Origin of the sequence: Pseudomonas mendocina (genome assembly GCF_003008615.1) — a bacterium.
In the GTDB taxonomy this organism is placed as follows: domain Bacteria; phylum Pseudomonadota; class Gammaproteobacteria; order Pseudomonadales; family Pseudomonadaceae; genus Aquipseudomonas; species Aquipseudomonas mendocina_C.
In genome coordinates, this window is record NZ_CP027657.1 from 2,637,526 (window position 1) to 2,652,274 (window position 14,749).

Genomic DNA, 14,749 nt, shown 5'->3' on the forward strand with positions numbered 1-14,749 from the left:
CGAACATGCATGTCGTGTTGCTGTCCGGCAGCCCTGCGGCGCGTTCGCGCACCGAAGTGTTGCTGGACTACGTGCGCCAACGCCTCGAGGCGCAGCACGTGGAAGTGAGTCTGCTGCGGGTGCGGGATTTTCCAGCTGAGGATCTGCTGCATGCTCGCTTCGACAGCCCGGCTGTCCAGCAGCTACAGGCCGTGGTGGCCAGCGCCGATGGCCTGGTGGTCGGTACGCCGGTGTACAAGGCGTCGTTCACGGGTGCGTTGAAGGTGCTGCTGGATCTGCTGCCCGAGCGCGCTCTGGCGCACAAGGTGGTGCTGCCCCTGGCCAGTGGTGGCAGCCCGGCGCATCTGCTGGCGGTGGACTACGCGCTCAAGCCGGTGCTGGCCGCGCTGAAGGCGCAGGAAATGCTCTCCGGCGTGTTCGCCGTGGACAAACAGATCGCCTACCCGGAAGGGGACAGGCCCGCGCAGATCGACGACGAGTTGCGCGAACGCCTCGACGAGGCACTGGAACAACTGGGCGCAGCCCTGGCGCGACGGCCGAGGCCGATCGATCCGAACGTATTGAACGACCGGCTGGTGAACGCCCGCTGGAGCATCTGATCCACCCGTAATGCCTCGCCTTACTCGCCCGCTAACGGGCAAGCAGGTAGCCAACCAAGACATCACCGCAAAGGGAGAGCGCCATGCGCACCATTACTTTGCGTCGAAGCCTGGTCGCCCTGTTTGCCGCGGCCATCTCCTTCGGCGCCATCACTCATGCACAAGCCGAGACACTTCGTATCGGCTATCAGAAATACGGCACCCTGGTGTTGCTCAAGGCCAAGGGCACCCTGGAAAAACGCCTGGCCGAGCAGGGCGTCGAGGTCAAGTGGACGGAGTTCCCGGGCGGCCCGCAGCTGCTCGAAGGCCTCAACGTCGGCTCCGTGGACTTTGGCGTCACCGGGGAAACCCCGCCGGTATTCGCTCAGGCGGCGGGCGCCGACCTGCTTTACGTCGCCCACGAGCCGCCAGCCCCAACCGGTGAGGCGATCCTCGTACCCAAGGACTCGCCGATCAAATCGGTGGCCGAACTCAAGGGCAAGAAGGTCGCCCTGAACAAGGGCTCCAACGTGCATTACCTGCTGGTACGTGCGCTGGAAGACGCCGGTCTCAAGTACGGCGACATCACCCCGGTCTACCTGCCGCCGGCCGATGCCCGCGCCGCATTCGAGCGTGGCAGCGTCGATGCCTGGGTGATCTGGGATCCGTTCCAGTCCGCCGCCGAGAAGCAGTTGCAGGCCCGCACCCTGCGTGATGGCACTGGCCTGGTCGACAACCACCAGTTCTACCTGGCGACCCGCACCTATGCCGAGCAGCACCCGCAGGTGGTCGGCGCGCTGGTCGAGGAAATCCGCGGCGTCGGTGAGTGGGTCAAGGGCAACCTCGACGAAGCCACCAGCCAGGTCGCGCCGCTGATCGGCCTGTCCCCGGAGATCACCCGCCAGGCTGTGGAGCGCCAGGGCTATGGCGCGCAGTTCATCACCCCGGATGTGGTCGAAGCGCAGCAGAAAATTGCTGACACCTTCACTGAGTTGAAGCTGATCCCCAAGAAGCTGAGCATCAAGGATGTGATCTGGAATCCCCCCGCCAAGGTGGCCCAGGCCCAGTAATTCCTCGGCCCGGATGTGTCCGGGCCATGCCGATGATTTCGTAAAAGGAGACAACTCCATGAGCCTCAACATCTTCTGGTTCCTGCCTACCCATGGTGATGGCAAGTACCTGGGCACCGCCGAAGGCGCGCGCGCCGTCGACCATGGCTATCTGGCCCAGGTCGCTCAGGCGGCTGATCGCCTTGGTTTCGGCGGTGTGCTGATCCCCACCGGGCGTTCCTGCGAGGACTCCTGGCTGGTGGCAGCCTCGCTGATCCCGCTCACGCAGAACCTGAAGTTCCTCGTCGCCCTGCGCCCGGGGATCATTTCGCCGACCGTGGCTGCGCGCCAGGCGGCGACCCTGGATCGTCTGTCGAACGGCCGTGCGCTGTTCAACCTGGTGACCGGCGGCGACCCGGACGAGCTGGCCGGCGACGGCCTGCATCTGTCCCATGCCGAACGTTATGAGGCTTCCGTCGAATTTACTCGTATCTGGCGCCGTGTGCTGGAAGGCGAAACCGTCGACTACGACGGCAAGCACATCCAGGTGAAGGGCGCCAAGCTGCTCTACCCGCCGATCCAGCAGCCGCGTCCACCGCTGTATTTCGGTGGTTCATCCGACGCGGCGCAGGATCTGGCCGCCGAGCAGGTCGAGCTGTACCTGACCTGGGGCGAGCCGCCGGCCGCTGTGGTCGAGAAGATCGCCCAAGTGCGTGAGAAGGCGGCCAAGCAGGGCCGCGAAGTGCGCTTCGGCATTCGCCTGCACGTGATCGTGCGCGAGACCAATGAGGAGGCCTGGGCCGCGGCGGATCGTCTGATCAGTCACCTGGATCAGGACACCATCGACCGTGCCCAGGCGTCGCTGGCGCGCTTCGACTCCGTTGGTCAGCAGCGCATGGCCGCTCTGCACGGCGGCAAGACCGACAACCTGGAAGTGTCGCCGAACCTCTGGGCCGGTGTTGGCCTGGTGCGTGGCGGTGCGGGCACCGCGCTGGTCGGCGATGGCCCGACCGTGGCGGCGCGGGTCAAGGAATACGCCGACCTCGGTATCGATACCTTCATCTTCTCCGGCTACCCGCATCTGGAGGAGTCGTACCGGGTCGCCGAACTGCTGTTCCCGCACCTGGACGTGGCCCAGCCGCAGCGCCCGGAAAGTCGCGGTTATGTCAGCCCGTTTGGCGAAATGATCTCCAGCGACATCCTGCCGAAGGCGGCTTCGGCGAGCTGACAGTGGTGTAGCGCAGGTACGGGTTTCCCCGGATTGCATCCGGGCTACGGACTGAAAAGCGCCCTCTCCCCAGCCCTCTCCACTAGGCGTGCCCCCAATGAATGGGAGAGGGGGCTGATCGGTGCCGCTGGGTTGCCCTGTGGTGCGGCTCGGCTCCCCTCTCCCGCTTGCGGGAGAGGGGCTGGGGGAGAGGGCAGATGTAGCCCGGATGAAATCCGGGGGCACAGGTACGGCTAAACAGGATTCTTCGAGGCAAATATGAGCAACACGACCCTTCACAAACTGGCTCTGCGCGCTGCGCCCTGGGCCTTGCCGCTGGGGCTGCTAGCCGCCTGGCAACTGGCGGTGGCCAGTGGCTGGCTGTCCAGCCGCATCCTGCCGGCGCCCAGCGCCGTGCTCGCCGCCGGCTGGGAGCTGCTGGCCTCCGGTGAAATCTGGCAGCACCTGGCGATCAGCGGCCAGCGCGCCGGGATCGGCTTCGCCATCGGCGGCGGGATTGGCCTGCTGCTGGGCTTTATCACCGGCCTGTCGAAATGGGGCGAGCGCTTCCTCGACAGCTCGGTGCAGATGATCCGCAACGTGCCGCACCTGGCGCTGATCCCGCTGGTGATCCTGTGGTTCGGCATCGACGAGGCCGCCAAGGTGTTCCTGGTCGCACTCGGCACGCTGTTCCCGATCTACCTCAACACCTACCACGGTATCCGCAACGTCGACCCGGCGTTGGTGGAGATGGCGCGCAGCTATGGCCTGTCCGGCTTCGCCCTGTTCCGCCAGGTGATCCTGCCCGGTGCGCTGCCGTCGATCCTGGTCGGCGTGCGCTTCGCCCTCGGTTTCATGTGGCTGACGCTGATCGTCGCGGAGACCATCTCGGCCAGCAGCGGTATCGGCTACCTGGCAATGAATGCCCGCGAGTTCCTGCAGACCGACGTGGTGGTGCTGGCGATCCTGCTCTACGCGGTGCTCGGCAAGCTGGCCGACGTCGCTGCCCGTGGTCTCGAGCGTGTCTGGCTGCGCTGGCATCCGGCCTATCAGGCCAAGGCAGGTGGGCAATGACAGCGCTGCATAACATTCGTCAGGGCATTCCCCTGGCGATCGAGAAAATCGAGAAATCCTTCGGCGAGCGTCAGGTGCTCAAAGGCATCGACCTGCATATCCCGGCTGGTCAGTTCGTCGCCGTGGTCGGTCGCAGTGGCTGCGGCAAGAGCACCTTGCTGCGCCTGCTGGCCGGTCTGGATCAACCCTCTGGCGGCCAGTTGCTGGCCGGCAATGGCTCGCTCAACGCGGTGCGTGAAGACATTCGCCTGATGTTCCAGGACTCGCGCCTGCTGCCCTGGAAACGGGTGATCGACAACGTCGGCCTGGGCCTGTCTGGCAACTGGCGCAAACAGGCTGAGGACGCTCTGGCGGCGGTCGGCCTGGCGGATCGCGCCAACGAGTGGCCGGCGGCACTGTCTGGTGGGCAAAAGCAGCGCGTGGCGCTGGCTCGCGCGCTGATCCATCGCCCGCGCCTGCTGTTGCTCGACGAGCCGCTGGGCGCGCTGGACGCGTTGACCCGTATCGAGATGCAGCAGCTGATCGAACGCCTGTGGCAGCAGCATGGCTTCACCGTACTGCTGGTCACCCACGACGTGGCCGAAGCGGTGGCCGTGGCGGATCGGGTGATCCTGATCGAGGACGGTCAGATCGGCCTCGACCTCGATGTGCAGCTGGTACGCCCGCGCCCGCATGGCTCGCCTCTGCTGGCGGCACTGGAAGCGCGCGTGCTCGACCGCGTGCTGGCGCAACCGGAATTGCCGACGCCACCGGAACCCGTATCACCCCTGCCCACGCAATTGCGTTGGGCACTTTGACGCCGTAGCCCGGAGGCAATCCGGGAGCGGCTCGAGAATTCCCCGGATTGCACCGGGCTACATGTAAAACGACCTGAGGAGAAACACCATGACCATCAAAGCCATCAACGTTCGCAACCAGTTCAAGGGCAACATCAAGGAAATCGTCATCGGCGACGTACTGTCGGAAATCGACGTGCAGACCGCTGCCGGCATCGTCACCTCGGTGATCACCACTCGTTCCGTGCGTGAGCTGGAACTGCAGGTGGGCAGTGAAGTGATCGCCTTCGTCAAATCCACCGAAGTGTCCATCGCCAAGCTCTGATCGCTCCCCCTCCACCCTGGCCGCTCCTCGGAGCGGTCGGGGCGAGGCGCCCCCGTCATTCCCGCGCCTGCTCCTCGTTCGCCTCTTCCGGCACCTTCCCGTATGCTTTCCCGTCTTTCCCTGGCCGCATCTGTGCGGCGGGTTCGTCTGATGGCGTGGTTGATTTTTATCTAGTTATAAGTAGATAAGAAAATAGTATTTTTCGGATATATACCGTTGCGCCACAATCGCGCCATCAAAACGCCTGCTTGCAGGCTCTGCCAACGATAAGGAAGCCGCTCATGCTGAAGAAGATCCTCCTGGCCAGTGTGGCCAGCGCCACCCTGCTTACCGGCTCGCTGAGCCATGCTGCTGCCGACACCCCGTTCCACAACGCCTCCTACGACATCGCCCGCGAACTGTTCGGTGAGATCAACCCGCTGTTCGTCGAGCACTGGAAGCAGCAGAGCGGCAAGGAAGTGAAGATCATCCAGTCCTTCGCTGGCAGCTCGCGCCAGGCGCAGGACATCATCCAGGGCAAGAAGGTCGACGTGGTCACCTTCAACCAGGTCTCCGACGTGGACATCCTGGCCAAACGCGGCCTGCTACGCGAAGACTGGGCCAAGCAGTTCCCAAACAACGCCTCGCCGTACTACAGCACCACCGCCTTCCTGGTACGTGAAGGCAACCCGAAGAACATCAAGAGCTGGGACGACCTGATTCGCGATGACGTGAAGCTGGTATTCCCCAACCCGAAAACCTCTGGCAACGCCCGCTACAGCTACCTGGGCGCCTGGCTGTTCGCCAACGAGAAATTCAACGGCGACCAGGAGAAGGTCAAGGCCTTCGTCGGCAAGCTGCTGAAGAACGTCGAGAACTTCCCCACCGGCGGCCGTGGCGCCACCGTGGCCTTCGCCCAGAACGGCCAGGGCGACGTGCTGCTGACCTTCGAATCGGAAGTGATCAACATCGCCAAGGGTGACGAGTTCAAGTCCGCCAACCTGCAAGTCGTGGTGCCGGAGGTCAGCGTGCTGGCCGAATTCCCGGTGGCCATCGTCGACAAGGTGGCTGACGAGCGTGGTACCCGCGAGCAGGCCAAGGCCTTCCTCGACTTCCAGTACAGCAAGGACATCCAGCAACTGTTGACCCGCTACAACTACCGTGTGCATAACCCGGAAGTGGTCGAGGCGACCAAGGCGCAGTTCGCTCCGGTACGCCTGATCAACCCGAACGAGATCCTCGGCAGTTGGGATGACATCACCGCCAAGCACTTCGACAACGGTGGTATTCTTGACCAGCTTCTTGCAGCCGGTCGCTGACCGGGACGCAGGGCGGGTGTAACCCGCCCTGGTGTTACGCCACAGATCAGCTGTCGGTCGGGCGGTTTTTCGTAGGGTGCGCCTTGCGCACCGAGTACGCACTGCGGTCTTCGTGGTGCGCGCAGTGCACCCTACTCCAAAGCACGCGACCACATGTCGACATGTGATCCGTGTTGTGACACTGGGTAAGCATCGTATTGGTCTGTTGGCCGCCTAATGGGCGGCCAACTGCATTTGTAGAGCCGAGCTTTTTCGTGAGCAAACCAACGCTGTTCTTCCTGCAGACTCCGCTGCTGCCAGGCTTCGGTCTGAGCTTCGGCGTCAGTGTGCTGTATCTCTCCCTGGTGATCCTGCTGCCGTTGTCGGCGCTGTTGCTGTACGTCAGCGACATGACCTGGGCGCAGTACTGGTTCGCGATCAGCGATCCGCGTGTGGTGCAGACCTACAAGGTGACCATCTCCGCGGCGTTCTACTCGACCCTGGCGGTTCTGGTGATCGGCCTGCTGCTGGCCTGGATCATCACCCGTTACGATTTCCCCGGCCGGCGTATCGTCGATGCGTTGGTCGATCTGCCCTTTGCCCTGCCGACTTCGGTGGCCGGTCTGACCCTCGCCGCGCTGCTGGTGCCCAATGGCTGGATCGGTCAGTGGCTGGGCTTCAAGGTGGCCTACGCCTACGCCGGTATCGTGGTGGCGATGGTGTTCACCAGCATTCCCTTCGTGGTGCGTACCGTGCAGCCGGTGCTGCAGGATCTCGGCTCGGAGTACGAAGAGGCAGCGCGCACCCTCGGCGCAAGCCGACTGCAGATTTTCCGCAAGGTGATTTTGCCGACCCTGACCCCGGCGCTGGTCACCGGCGGCTCGCAGGCGTTCGTGCGCAGCCTCGGCGAGTTCGGTGCGGTGATCATGATCGCCGGCAACATTCCCTACCAGACGGAAGTCAGCTCGCTGATGATTTTCGTCCGTCTGCAGGAGTTCAATTACCCGGCGGCGGCGGCCATCGCTTCGGTGATCCTGCTCGCGTCGCTGACTCTTCTGTTCCTCCTGCAGGTCGTGCAGGGGCGTCTGTTCGCATGGCAACGGCAAGGTCGATGAAAAAGCCTCAGGATTGGCGCCAGTGGGCGCTGGTAGTACTCGGTCTGACGGTGGTGGCACTGATGCTGCTGGTGCCGTTGGCGTTGATCTTCACCAAGGCGCTGGCTGGCGGTCTGGGCCTGCTGTGGAGCAACCTCGGCGAGGACTACATGCTCCACGCCATCGGCCTGACCCTGCTGGTGGCAGCGATCACCGTGCCGCTGAACCTGTGCTTCGGTATCTGCCTGGCCTGGTGCGTGACGCACTACGACTTCCGTGGACGCAAGCTGCTGACCACCCTGATCGACATTCCCTACGCGGTGTCGCCGGTGGTTGCCGGTCTCTGCTACCTGGTGGTCTACGGCCTGGAAAGCTTTATCGGTCGCTGGTTCTACGATAACGGTATGCAGCTGATGTTCGCCTGGCCGGGCATCGTCATGGTCACCGTGTTCGTCACTGCGCCTTACGTGGCGCGCATCCTGATTCCGGTGATGCAGGCCCAGGGCCAGGACGAGGAAACCGCCGCCATGTGCCTGGGCGCCAGCGGCTGGCAGATCTTCCGCCGCATCAGCCTGCCGAAGATCAAATGGGCGCTGCTGTACGGCGTGGTGGTGACCAACGCGCGTGCGGTCGGCGAGTTCGGTGCGGTGTCGGTGGTCTCCGGCACCATCATCAACCAGACCCTGACTCTGCCGCTGCTGGTCGATCAGCTCAACAACGACTACAAGCCTGCGGCGGCCTTCACTGCAGCCGGCCTGCTGGCGTGCATGGCGCTGCTCACGTTGTTCCTCAAGACCTTCATGGAGTGGCGTCAGCGCCGCCTGATGCAGCGCGCCGAGGCGTGATCGGTGTGGCATTGGCGGGCGACAGTCCGCTGAAGCTTTTATGACCTATCGCGGCTGAAGCCGCTCCTACTGAGCGTGGTGCTTGTAGGCGCGGCTTCAGCCGCGATGTTCTTCCGACGCCGCTATCTGCACCTGATTGCGCCCGTTGTATTTGGCGGCGTATAGCGCCTTGTCGGCGCGTTCGCGCAGTTGCTCGGCTTCACTGTGCACATCGGTGCCGGCGACACCGGCACTCAGTGTGCAGGAGAACTCCCTGCCATCGGCGATGAAGTGCAGCTCGGCGAAGCGTTGGCGAATCTCGTCGACGATCAGTTTGGCCTGCTGCGGCGTGCAATCCGGTAGCACGGCGAGAAACTCCTCCCCACCATAGCGACCCAGGCTGTCGACCCGGCGCAGGCGCTGGCGCAGCAGGTTGGCCAGCGCACGGATGACGTTGTCCCCTGCGGCATGGCCGTGTTCGTCGTTGACCCGCTTGAAGTGGTCGATGTCGAGCATCACCACGCTGGCGCGGTCACCACTGCGCAGGGCGCGCTCCAGCTCGATGGCCACCTGCTCCTTGATGTCAGCGTGTTTGAGCAGGCCGGTGAGGCTGTCACGCGCCAGCGCATCGGAGAGCAGGCGTGCGCGCTGAGCGCGGGAGAACACGGTGGCGACCAGCGCGTTGTCGGAGATCGGCTTGCTGACGAAGTCGTCGCCGGCCTTGATCAGGGCATTCATCTGTTTGCCGAAATCGGTTTCCGCCGACAGGTAGATGATCGGGATGCGTAGCCAGTCGTCGTTGCAGCGGATGATCTGCGCCAGTTCGGGACCGGTGCAGTCCGGCATGTTGACGTCGAGCAGTATTACTTCGGGGTTGAAGTCGCGCAGGTGGTTGAAGATCTGCGCAGGATCGTGCAGCACTTCCACCAGCATGCCGGCGTCGCGTAGTACCAGGCTGTAGCGGCTGGCCAGATCCTGGTCGTCGTCGGCGATCAACACCCGGTAGGGCTCGCCGCTTTGTTGGGTGAAGCAGCGTTCAAGGCGGCTTTCCAGTTGTGGAATGTCCACCGGCTTGCTGAACAGCCCCATCGCACCGGCCCGTACGGCCTGCAATTGGGTGGCGAAGTCGTCCTGCTGGTCGGTCAGCACCAGCAATGGCAGAGCCTCTTCCAGGCGCGCACGCAGTTGGTTGGCGTACTCCAGGCCACAGCTGGCTTCATCGGGCAGGTTGGCGTCGATGATCAGAGCGTCCGGCAGGCGTTGCTGCAGGGCGGCGTCGAGGCCAGCGATGGAGTTGAAGTGTTCGGCGTGGTAGCCGAAGTTGTTCAGGGTCTGACGCATGTTTTCGCCGACTGCGACTTCGCCTTCGAGGATGTAGATATGGCGGCTGCCATCCTCGCTGCGCGGCTGCTTGCGCTTGTGATCACCAGGTTCCTGGGAGGCACTGGCAATTGCCGGCTGTTCGCCCAGTTCCTGCAGGGCGCCGATGAATTCGTTGAGGTTCTGCTGCTGGCGCAGCAGGCGCTCCATCCAGCGTTCGGCCTGTTGTTCCAGTTCACGGGCTTGCTGGCCGAGCTGGGCAAAACCGAAGGTGCCGGCGCTGCCTGCCAGCCTGTGCAACTGGTCACGCAGGCTCTGCAGCAGGCGTTCGCGTTCGCTTTCATCCACCTCCAGCAATTGTCTGGCCTGTTGCCCAAGCTGCGGCAGCTCCTGGCGCAGGCGTTCACTGAACTGCAGGCCAAGCTGTTGCAGATGCTGTTGCAGGGCGTGAGGAACCTTATCCATGACGTTCGCTCCAGATCTGCCGCACCTGGCTGGCGAGCTGCATGGGGTCGAACGGCTTGATGATCACATCGCGCGCGCCCAGGCTACGGTAGTGATCGACTTCACTGGGTTGCACCTTGGCGGTCATGAAGGCCACCGGCGTCTGTTCGAGGTCGACCAGCTGACGCAGCAGTTCCAGTGTCCTGGGGCCATCCATGCCGGGCATCATCACGTCCAGCAGGATGAAATCGGGGGCGAAGCCCTGCACCTGATCGAGGGCCTCCTGGCCACTGGCACAGCTGAGCACCTGAAAACCGCCGACGGCCTCCAGCGCGACCTTGGCCACGGCCTGGATCGACGGGTCATCCTCGACGTGAAGGATGCGCTTGAGTTCAGTCATGAAGCGTCTCCCCGACGGGTGTCTGCTGTGTGCAGTGTGGTTCAGGTCTGGCCATTGCTGCCAGTGCCGTTTCGATGTTCATGAGGCTGGCTCGCTGTCGCGCGGCAGCTCGAACCAGAAGGTCGCGCCCTGGCCCGGCACCGAGTCGAAGCCGATACGTCCGCCCATGCGTTCGATGATTTCCTTGCAGATCGCCAGGCCCAGGCCGGTGCCGCCTTTGCGCCGGGTATCGCCGGAGTCGGCCTGGGAGAACTTGGCGAAGATGCGTGAATGAAACGCCGCCGGAATCCCCGGCCCCTGGTCGCTGACGCTGGTGCGCAGGTATTGCCCCGCATTGCCCAGGCGCACTTCGACCGTACTGCCGGCCGGGGCGAACTTGGCGGCATTGGACAGCAGGTTGGCCAGCACCTGGGCCAGGCGCTGGGCATCGACGCGCACGGGCGCATCGTCCTCCACCTGCAGGTTCAGGCGCACCTGGTGTTGATCGGCGTAGGGCTGGTTATGCAGCACGGCCTGTTCCAGCAGCGGTTTTAGCGGCTGCGTCAGCAGGTCGAAGCGCATCTTGCCGGCCACCAGCTTTTCCATGTCCAGCAGGTCGTTGATCAGCTCGCTCAGGCGCTGGCTGTTGGCCTGGGCGATGCTCAGCATCTGGCGCATGGTCTGTGGGACTTCGCCGAGCGCGCCACCGTTGATCAGGCCGAGCGAGCCGGCGATGGCGGTCAGTGGCGTGCGCAGTTCGTGACTGACGGTGGAGACGAACTCGTTCTTCATCTGCTCGATACGCTTGCGCTCGGCGATGTCGCGGATCACCGCGATGAAGCGCGCCTGGCCCTGGTGGCTGATCTGCGACACCGCCAGTTCCAGGGCGAAGCGCTCGCCATTGTGGCGCAAGCCTTCCAGCTCGCGCGGCTGGCCCAGGGCCCAGGTGCGTGGTGAGCCGTGATCTGCTGAGGGTGGTATCAAGCGGGCGATGTTCTGGCCGGCGATATCAGCCTGGCGATAGCCGAATATGCGCTCGGCGGCGTGGTTGAAGGTTTCGATCTGGCCGCTTTCATCCAGTGTGACGATGGCGTCGATGACGTTGTCGAGCAGGGTGCTCAGGTAGTGCTCGCGCTCGCGTATCGCCCGTTCGGCGGCGACCCGGTCGCTGAAGTCCTGGATCTGTGCGACCAGATGCACCGGGCGGCCTTCGCCATCACGTACCACGGCGGTGCTGAGCAGCACCCAGAGCACCTGGCCGTGCTTGTCCAGGTAGCGTTTCTCCATCTGGTAGGCGCTGATTCGCCCGGCCAGCAGGTCGTCGACATTGCGCAGGTCGGCGTCGAGGTCGTCGGGGTGGGTGATGCGCTGGAAGTCGAGGGCCAGCAGTTCTTCCCGGCTGTAACCGAGCATGCGGCAAAGCTCGTCGTTGACCTCCAGCCAGCGCCCGTCGATGGCCACCAGTGCCATGCCTTGTGGCGCCGTGGCGAAGGCGCTGCTGAACAGTTGCTGGCTCAGGCGCAGTTCGTCTTCCATGACCTTGCGCTCGCTGATGTCCCAGATGAAGCCATCGATCCACACCAGGCGGCCCTGCGAGTCGTACTCGCCGCGGCCTTTCTCGCGCACCCAGACGCTGTGTCCATCGGCATGGCGTAGGCGGTAGGTCAGCTCGAGCACTTCGTGTCGGGCGATACTGTCGTTGGCCCGGTAGGTGATGGGCAGGTCGTCCGGGTGCACGATGCTGGAGAAGCTGCGCACGCGGTTGTCGATGAAGTCCGTGGGTGGGTAACCGGTGAGGCTGAGAATTTCGTCGCTGATGTAACGCATGCTCCAACTGCTGTCGTTGGAACAGCGATAGACCACGCCAGGCAGGTTGGCGACCAGGCCGCGAAAACGGCTCTCGCTCTGCTGCAATGCACGCGTGGCCTGCTGCAGGGCGCTGATGTCGCTGGCGATGCCGAGAAAACCGGTAATCTGGCCGCTGGTGTCGAAGATGGCGTTGGTGGTGAGGTTGACCCGGCGCTGGCTGCCGTCCTTGTGCAGGTAAGTCCACTGGCGGGTTTCCGGTTCGCCGCCACGGATATTGTGGTTGAACACCTCGACACCTTCGACCGGCCGCCCGGCGAGACGGCTGAGTTCGCTGGCGCGCGCTTCGACCTCGCTGGGCAAGTGGAAGCAGACAGGCGTTCGCAGGCCCACGACTTCCTCGCTGCGATAACCCAGCAAGCGTTCTGCGCCGGAGTTGAAGAGGGTGATCAACCCCTCCGGGTCAGTGGCGACGATCGATACGCCGACGGCCGAGTCCAGCAATGTCTGCAGGAAGGCGCGTGCTTCGATCACGGCGTCCTCGCGCCTACGTGCCTCGCTGATATCGGTATGGGTGCCATACATCAACAACGGACGACCCAGCTCGTCACGGCTGGAAAGGCGCCCGCGCACCTGTATCCACAGCCAGCGACCGTCGCGGTGGCGCATGCGGATCTGGCTGTCGTAGGACGCCACTTCGCCGGCGAAATGCCGACGCAGCAGCTGTTCGCTGGGCAGGCGATCATCGGGGTGGCAGAAGTGCTTCCAGGTCTCCACGGTGGTGGGTTGCAACTCGTCGAGTCGGTAGCCGAGCATCTGTGCCCAGCGCTCGTTGAATACCGTCGCGCCACTCTGCACGTTCCACTCCCAGGTGCCGACGTCGGTGCCTTCGATGATGCTGGCCAGGCGTTCTAGCAGGGTCTGGCGTGCCTGTTCCTGTTGATCGCGCTCAAGGATGGCACCGACCCAGCGGGCGAACAGGCGGAGGAATTCGCGCTCGTTTTCATCGAACGGGCGCTCGCGCATCTGCTGGTCGCAAAAGGCCAGGGTGCCGACGCGTCGACCGCCGATCCAGATGGCGATGCCGATATAGCTTTCCAGGGCGAAGCGCTGGTAGCAGGGGTGTTCGCGATAAGGCGAGGTGGCCATTCGTTCGATGCTCAGGACATCGTCCTGTACGAAGGCCAGGCTGCAATAGGTCTCGCCCAGGTTGAACAGTTGACCGTCCTGCAGTTCACCGTTGGGCGATACCTGTACCAGTACGCGATAGCTGTCGCCATCGATCAGGCCGATCACACCGAGCGGTAGCTCGAAATAATCCGCGCCCATGCGCAATGCTTCGCGTAATTGCTCCCTGCTGCTCAGGTTCGGCAAGGCCGCGATTTCATTGAGCGCGTGCAAGGCGCTCTGCTGGCGCTGCATCAGCCGTTGGGTGCTGCGTCGGGTGGCGCGTAACAGAATCAGCAGCAGGGTTTCGGCACCGCACCAGGCCAGCAGCCATTTGCCCACCAGCCAGCGTTTGTCGTGCACATGCACGGCATACAGCTCGCTGACGTCGCGCCAGGTCAGTGCCGTTGCCGCAGGGCGCGAGTCGGTATGTGCCAGTACCAACTGGCTCAACAGGTAATGGCGGCCGTCATCTTCCAGCAGGCTCGGGGTGCTGCCCTGCTCAGGCTGGGGCAGTTCGCCAGCGGCCAGCCAGCGTTGCGCTTGCGGGCGGGACTGACTTATCAGGCGCCAGCTGTGATCCGAGGCGGTATCTTTGCCGTCCTGAGGCGTGTTCACCAGCACGGCGATACCGCTGCCGAGATCCTGGTCGAGCTGTGGCAGGTCATCGAGCACGTTCATGGTCACGCCGATGGCGCCGACCGACCACAGGCCGGATTGGCCGTCGACCTGCAAGGGGGCGATGGCGTGCATGTCGACGCCGTCGTGATCCTGGGTCAACCCTGCTCGGCTGCGGTTGCTACGCAGGGTTTCCATGACCAGGGTACTCATGGCGCTTGGCGTATCGGCGAAATGCTGGGGCTGGTGGACACGCAACAACACCCGTGCATCGCCCGCCAGATGCACGTAAAGACGAAAGGGGCGATGCGCCTGCAGGTTGCGCCAGCGTGGGGCCAGGCGCGTATAGAGCTGATTGCGGATGCTGGCCAGAGCGCTTGTGTCACCTGCCGGCAGAGCATGGGCCTGGCGCACCAACTCTGCTACCCAGGCATCGGCGGCGATAGCTTCCGCGAGCAGTTGAGCACGCTCGCGCAGGCCATGCTGGAAGCTTTGCAAGGCCAGGCGCTGGGCCTCCGCCTGTCTGTTCATTTGAAGCTGCCAGAGCGCTTCACGTTCATGCAGTGCTTGGCGGCCGAGCAGGGCGAAGAAGATCGCCAGACACAGACTGCCGCCGATCACGATCCAGCGGATTGGGATCGGCCGGGGCGAGCTGTTCACTGCGACCGCGCTCCGGCCATTTTGGCGATACGACGCAGGCGCTCCGACTCTTGAGCCTCGGCTCTGGCCAACGGCTCATGGCGGGTAATACCGGATGACAGGGCGGAGCAGGCGCCGATGGGGTCGCGTAGCGAGGTTGGCGCGTGCATGT

13 protein-coding genes are annotated in these 14,749 nt (G+C 63.9%); 9 read left to right on the plus strand and 4 right to left on the minus strand.

Translation table 11 applies throughout. The annotated features are described in order from the left end of the window. Positions 1-5: 5 nt before the first annotated feature. From ssuE to cysW, 9 genes are all read left to right on the plus strand, one after another. Positions 6-599, plus strand: a complete 594-nt coding sequence (gene ssuE, locus C7A17_RS12235) for an NADPH-dependent FMN reductase (RefSeq protein ID WP_106738288.1) — start codon at positions 6-8, stop codon at positions 597-599. Between the two features lie 83 nt (positions 600-682). Next, positions 683-1,648 (plus strand): sulfonate ABC transporter substrate-binding protein, encoded by a 966-nt coding sequence (locus C7A17_RS12240; RefSeq protein ID WP_106738289.1) that lies wholly within the window; start codon positions 683-685, stop codon positions 1,646-1,648. A gap of 58 nt (positions 1,649-1,706) precedes the next feature. Further along, on the plus strand, positions 1,707-2,855 hold the full coding sequence (ssuD, locus tag C7A17_RS12245; protein ID WP_106738290.1) for an FMNH2-dependent alkanesulfonate monooxygenase: 1,149 nt from the start codon (positions 1,707-1,709) through the stop codon (positions 2,853-2,855). Positions 2,856-3,113: 258 nt separating this feature from the next. Next, positions 3,114-3,908, plus strand: coding sequence for an aliphatic sulfonate ABC transporter permease SsuC (gene ssuC / locus C7A17_RS12250; protein WP_013717673.1), 795 nt, complete (start codon positions 3,114-3,116; stop codon positions 3,906-3,908). After that, complete coding sequence (gene ssuB, locus C7A17_RS12255; RefSeq protein ID WP_106738291.1) at positions 3,905-4,705, plus strand: aliphatic sulfonates ABC transporter ATP-binding protein; 801 nt, start codon at positions 3,905-3,907, stop codon at positions 4,703-4,705. Before ssuC ends, ssuB begins: the two co-directional genes overlap by 4 nt. 88 nt (positions 4,706-4,793) lie before the next feature. Beyond that, positions 4,794-5,009: a TOBE domain-containing protein gene (locus tag C7A17_RS12260; RefSeq protein WP_003464423.1), complete on the plus strand. Its 216-nt coding sequence runs from the start codon at positions 4,794-4,796 to the stop codon at positions 5,007-5,009. A gap of 281 nt (positions 5,010-5,290) precedes the next feature. Next, positions 5,291-6,307 carry a thiosulfate ABC transporter substrate-binding protein CysP gene (cysP, locus tag C7A17_RS12265; RefSeq protein ID WP_106738292.1) on the plus strand — a complete coding sequence of 339 codons (1,017 nt, stop codon included), beginning with the start codon at positions 5,291-5,293 and terminating at the stop codon, positions 6,305-6,307. Between the two features lie 254 nt (positions 6,308-6,561). Further along, positions 6,562-7,401 (plus strand): sulfate ABC transporter permease subunit CysT, encoded by an 840-nt coding sequence (cysT, locus tag C7A17_RS12270; RefSeq protein ID WP_106738293.1) that lies wholly within the window; start codon positions 6,562-6,564, stop codon positions 7,399-7,401. Next, complete coding sequence (gene cysW, locus C7A17_RS12275; protein WP_106738294.1) at positions 7,398-8,225, plus strand: sulfate ABC transporter permease subunit CysW; 828 nt, start codon at positions 7,398-7,400, stop codon at positions 8,223-8,225. Before cysT ends, cysW begins: the two co-directional genes overlap by 4 nt. Before the next feature lie 96 nt (positions 8,226-8,321). Here cysW and C7A17_RS12280 read toward each other — a convergent pair whose 3' ends face one another. From C7A17_RS12280 to C7A17_RS26760, 4 genes are all read right to left on the minus strand, one after another. Further along, positions 8,322-9,989, minus strand: coding sequence for a diguanylate cyclase domain-containing protein (locus C7A17_RS12280; protein ID WP_106738295.1), 1,668 nt, complete (start codon positions 9,987-9,989; stop codon positions 8,322-8,324). Then, complete coding sequence (locus C7A17_RS12285) at positions 9,982-10,368, minus strand: response regulator (protein WP_106738296.1); 387 nt, start codon at positions 10,366-10,368, stop codon at positions 9,982-9,984. The genes C7A17_RS12280 and C7A17_RS12285 overlap by 8 nt, the downstream gene beginning before the upstream one ends. A 78-nt stretch (positions 10,369-10,446) precedes the next feature. Beyond that, the gene (locus C7A17_RS12290; protein WP_106738297.1) at positions 10,447-14,598 is read right to left on the minus strand and encodes a PAS domain S-box protein; all 4,152 of its coding nucleotides are present in this window, start codon (positions 14,596-14,598) and stop codon (positions 10,447-10,449) included. Next, on the minus strand, positions 14,595-14,747 hold the full coding sequence (locus tag C7A17_RS26760; RefSeq protein ID WP_158704660.1) for a hypothetical protein: 153 nt from the start codon (positions 14,745-14,747) through the stop codon (positions 14,595-14,597). The genes C7A17_RS12290 and C7A17_RS26760 overlap by 4 nt, the downstream gene beginning before the upstream one ends. Between the last annotated feature and the right edge of the window lie 2 nt (positions 14,748-14,749).

Excerpts from the sequence above, each read along its gene's own strand:
- ssuE (WP_106738288.1), top strand. The coding sequence starts at position 6 with ATGCATGTCGTGTTGCTGTCCGGCAGCCCTGCGGCGCGTTCGCGCACC.
- C7A17_RS12240 (WP_106738289.1), top strand. The coding sequence starts at position 683 with ATGCGCACCATTACTTTGCGTCGAAGCCTGGTCGCCCTGTTTGCCGCG.
- ssuD (WP_106738290.1), top strand. The coding sequence starts at position 1,707 with ATGAGCCTCAACATCTTCTGGTTCCTGCCTACCCATGGTGATGGCAAG.
- ssuC (WP_013717673.1), top strand. The coding sequence starts at position 3,114 with ATGAGCAACACGACCCTTCACAAACTGGCTCTGCGCGCTGCGCCCTGG.
- ssuB (WP_106738291.1), top strand. The coding sequence starts at position 3,905 with ATGACAGCGCTGCATAACATTCGTCAGGGCATTCCCCTGGCGATCGAG.
- C7A17_RS12260 (WP_003464423.1), top strand. The coding sequence starts at position 4,794 with ATGACCATCAAAGCCATCAACGTTCGCAACCAGTTCAAGGGCAACATC.
- cysP (WP_106738292.1), top strand. The coding sequence starts at position 5,291 with ATGCTGAAGAAGATCCTCCTGGCCAGTGTGGCCAGCGCCACCCTGCTT.
- cysW (WP_106738294.1), top strand. The coding sequence starts at position 7,398 with ATGAAAAAGCCTCAGGATTGGCGCCAGTGGGCGCTGGTAGTACTCGGT.
- C7A17_RS12280 (WP_106738295.1), bottom strand. The coding sequence starts at position 9,989 with ATGGATAAGGTTCCTCACGCCCTGCAACAGCATCTGCAACAGCTTGGC.
- C7A17_RS12285 (WP_106738296.1), bottom strand. The coding sequence starts at position 10,368 with ATGACTGAACTCAAGCGCATCCTTCACGTCGAGGATGACCCGTCGATC.
- C7A17_RS26760 (WP_158704660.1), bottom strand. The coding sequence starts at position 14,747 with ATGCACGCGCCAACCTCGCTACGCGACCCCATCGGCGCCTGCTCCGCC.